4 protein-coding genes are annotated in these 3,880 nt (G+C 72.2%); 3 read left to right on the top strand and 1 reads right to left on the bottom strand.

Annotated features, from left to right (window positions below):
• The coding region (locus AC0CYZ_RS07250) for a VanW family protein (RefSeq protein WP_472213760.1) at positions 1-767 on the top strand (767 nt) is incomplete at its 5' end.
• On the top strand, positions 764-1,660 hold the full coding sequence (locus AC0CYZ_RS07245; protein WP_472213759.1) for a DUF1206 domain-containing protein: 897 nt from the start codon (positions 764-766) through the stop codon (positions 1,658-1,660). The genes AC0CYZ_RS07250 and AC0CYZ_RS07245, both read left to right, overlap by 4 nt.
• 70 nt (positions 1,661-1,730) lie before the next feature.
• Here the strand turns inward: AC0CYZ_RS07245 and argG are convergent, their stop codons facing one another.
• The gene (gene argG, locus AC0CYZ_RS07240; RefSeq protein ID WP_472213757.1) at positions 1,731-3,146 is read right to left on the bottom strand and encodes an argininosuccinate synthase; all 1,416 of its coding nucleotides are present in this window, start codon (positions 3,144-3,146) and stop codon (positions 1,731-1,733) included.
• 128 nt (positions 3,147-3,274) lie between these two features.
• Here argG and AC0CYZ_RS07235 point away from each other — a divergent pair.
• On the top strand, positions 3,275-3,880 hold a 606-nt coding region (locus AC0CYZ_RS07235; RefSeq protein WP_472213755.1), incomplete at its 3' end, for a transposase.

Here is a 3,880-nt window from a genome sequence, read left to right as displayed (position 1 = left end):
GGGGCACCCCCGCGCCGCCGCCGCCCGCGACGGGCCGCGCGGTGAACGCGGTGTACACGACGACGCCCCCGAAAGTCACCACCGAGGCGCTGCAGGCCCTCGGTCCGGCCACCGTGATCGGCGAGTTCCAGACCGGGGGCTTCGCCGCGGACTCCGGCCAGAACATCAAGCGGGTCGCCGAGCAGGTCAACGGCGCGACCGTGAAGCCCGGCGAGACGTTCAGCCTCAACGGCTTCACCGGCCCCCGCGACGCGGGCCAGGGCTACGTCGAGGCCGGGATCATCGAGGACGGCGTGCCGGCCCGCGGCGTCGGCGGCGGCATCTCGCAGTTCGCGACGACGCTCTACAACGCCACGTACTTCGCCGGGCTCGACGAGGTCGAGCACAAGGAGCACAGCTACTCGATCAGCCGCTACCCGGCCGGTCGCGAGGCGACGGTCTTCGAGGGCGCGATCGACCTGAAGTTCCGCAACGACGGCGACACGCCGGTCCTCATCCGCACGGTGTGGACCCCGTCGTCGATCAAGGTCCAGATCCTCGGGCAGAAGCGCTACGACGTCACCTCCCAGACCGGGCCGCGCACGGACCCGGTGCCGGCCGGGGTGCGCAACATGGCCGACAACCCGAAGTGCAAGCCCTCCAAGGGCGTCGACGGCTTCACCATCACCGACACCCGCGTGCTGAAGGACGTGAAGACCGGGCAGACGCGCTCCGAGCCGCACACCGTGCGCTACAAGCCGGAGCCCGAGATCACCTGCACCAAGTGAGCGAGAGCGAGCGGGGCAGCGGGGCGGGCGGGCAGGCAGCGGCCGCCGCCCGCGAGGTCCGCGGCGGGCTCGCCGGGCTCGGCCGGAGCGGTGAGGGCGAGGCACCCTCGCGCGGGGTCGAACTGCTGGGCCGCGTCGGCCTGGTCGGCTACGGACTCGTGCACCTGGTCGTCGGGGTCATCGCGGTCCAGGTCGCCCTCGGCGGGCCGTCGCCGAGCGGCGGGCAGGCCGACCAGCAGGGCGCGCTCTCGGCGATCGCCTCGGAGCCACTGGGCCTCGTCGGCATCGGCGTCATGGTGCTCGGCCTCGTGTCGTTCGGCATCTGGCAGGGCCTGGCCGCGGCCACGGGCTTCCGCTGGGCCTCGGGGTGGGACCGCACCCAGAAGCGGATCGGCTCGGGGGCCCGCGCGCTGGCCGTGCTCGGGGTCGCGGTGCTCGGGATCCGGCTGCTCGTCACCGGGTCGTCCGGCTCGAGCACCGGCGGCTCGCAGCAGGCCACCGCCGGCCTGCTGACCCTCCCGGCCGGGCGCGTGCTCGTCGGGCTGGTCGGCCTCGTCGTGGCCATCGCCGCCGTCGCCACCGCGTGGACCGGCATCCGCCGCGACTTCCTCGAGGAACTGGACCGCTCGCGGCTGCCCGCGCGGCTGCGCCAGCCGATCGTCTGGGTCGGCGTCGCCGGGCACGTGCTGCGCGCGGTGGCCTTCGCGGTGATGGCGGTCCTGTTCGCGACCGCGGCCCTCACCGCGGACCCGTCGCGGGCCGGTGGGCTCGACGCCGCGCTCAAGACGCTGGCCGACCAGCCCTTCGGCGCGTTCCTGCTGCTCGTGGTGGCCGTCGGGTTCGTCGCGTTCGGGCTCTACCTGCTCGCGGAGGCGCGGGCGCGGCGGATCTAGGTGCGCTTCGCGCCCGTGAGCACTTGTCCGTGCCATAGGGCGGATTAGTGCTCACGAGGCCGCAGGCCACCTAGTCCGTGCCGCTCTCCATCGCCGCCCGCTCCAGCGCGCTCTCGTCGACGTCGTCACCCTCGCCGCGGCCGGCGATCTGCCCGGCCCGCCCCTGCTCGATCTCCCCGACGAACGCGGCCTGCCCGGTCAGCTGCCCCATGGCGGCGTACTGCTCGAGCTTCTCCCGCGAGTCGGCGATGTCGAGGTTGCGCATCGTCAGCTGACCGATCCGGTCCACCGGCCCGAAGGCGGCGTCCTCGGTGCGCTCCATCGAGAGCTTGGCCGGGTGGTAGCTCAGCGTCGGGCCCTCGGTGCGCAGGATCGAGTAGTCCTCGCCGCGGCGCAGGCGCAGTGTCACCTCGCCGGTGATGGTGCGCCCGATCCAGCGCGTCAGGCTCTCGCGGAGCATGATCGACTGCGGGTCGAGCCAGCGGCCCTCGTAGAGCAGCCGGCCGAGGCGACGGCCCTCGTTGTGGTAGTTCGCGATCGTGTCCTCGTTGTGGATCGCGTTGAGCAGCCGCTCGTAGGCGATGAACAGCAGCGCCATGCCGGGCGCCTCGTAGATGCCCCGGCTCTTGGCCTCGATGATCCGGTTCTCGATCTGGTCGGACATCCCGAGGCCGTGGCGCCCGCCGACCGCGTTCGCCTCGAGCACGAGCGCGACGTGGTCGTCGAACCGGACGCCGTTGATCGCGACCGGGTAGCCCTGCTCGAACCGGATCGTCACGTCCTCGGGCTCGATCGTGACGGCGGGGTCCCAGAAGCGGACGCCCATGATCGGGTCGACGATCTCGAGGGACTCGTCGAGGTGCTCGAGGGTCTTGGCCTCGTGGGTGGCGCCCCAGATGTTGGCGTCGGTGGAGTACGCCTTCTCCTTGCTGGCCCGGTAGGGCAGGTCGTGCTCGGTGAGCCACTGGGACATCTCGGCGCGCCCGCCGAGCTCGTCGACGAACGCGGCGTCGAGCCAGGGCTTGTAGATGCGCAGCCGGGGGTTGGCCAGCAGGCCGTAGCGGTAGAACCGCTCGATGTCGTTGCCCTTGTAGGTCGAGCCGTCGCCCCAGATCGACACGTCGTCGGACTGCATGGCCCGCACGAGCAGCGTGCCGGTCACCGCGCGGCCCAGCGGCGTGGTGTTGAAGTAGACGCGGCTGCCCGAGCGGATGTGGAAGGCGCCGCACTGCAGCGCGACCAGACCCTCCTCGACCAGCGGCCCGCGGCAGTCGACCAGGCGCGCGATCTCGGCGCCGTAGGACTTCGCGCGGTCGGGGAGGGTGCCCATCTCCTCCTCGTCGTACTGGCCGAGGTCGGCGGAGTAGGCGCAGGGCACGGCCCCGTGCTCACGCATCCACGCGACCGCGACGGAGGTGTCCAGCCCTCCCGAGAACGCGATCCCGATCCGCTCGCCGTCCGGGAGACTGGTCAGCACCTTCGACACGCGCTGAACCTATCTGCCGAGGTCGTGTGACCCGGGGATCACCCGCCCCGACCGACACGAACGGCCCGTTCGCTGCGTCGAGGCGGATGCGAGGGGTGGTCGCAACACCTCGATGGTGAGGGGTTGCGGTGGATCAGGGTTCAGTTTGGCGGCGTGGCGCTCGGGATCGCGAGCGCCACGCTGCCTACGTTGATCTTGTGTCGCAGGGTGTGGAGTGTTGGGAGGCCGGCCGCCGGGTCGGGGTGTCGCGCTCAACGGTGAAGCGGTGGCGTGATCCGGAGGCCGCCGAGCGGCAGGTCCGCCGTGGCCGCGAGCGGGCGGTGGAGCGGGCCGCGGAGCAGGCTCAACGGCTCTTCGAGGTAGCGCAGGCGGTCATCGAGCTCGCGCCGCGGGAGGTGCGGGGCCGGTATCTGAGTCTGGCTGAGCGGTTGGTGATCGCTGACCTGCGGGTGCTCGACTACGGCGTCCGCGAGATCGGTCGGTTGATCGACCGGGCGGCCTCGACGATCAGCCGGGAGCTGGACCGCAACAGCTACCGGCGTCCCGGCCAGGACCCGCCGGTGCGTGGCCGCTACGGGCCCTACGCCGCCGATCGCAAAGCGGCCCACGCCCGGGCACGACCCAAGCCGCGCAAGCTCGAGACCGACCCGGGACTGTGGGATCACGTGGTGGGTGAACTCCGGCGCCGGTGGAGTCCCGAGCAGATCGCCCACAGACTGCCTCGGGTGTTCCCC

This window comes from Actinomycetospora sp., from assembly GCF_055612215.1.
This window is presented reverse-complemented; position numbering and strand designations above follow the sequence as displayed.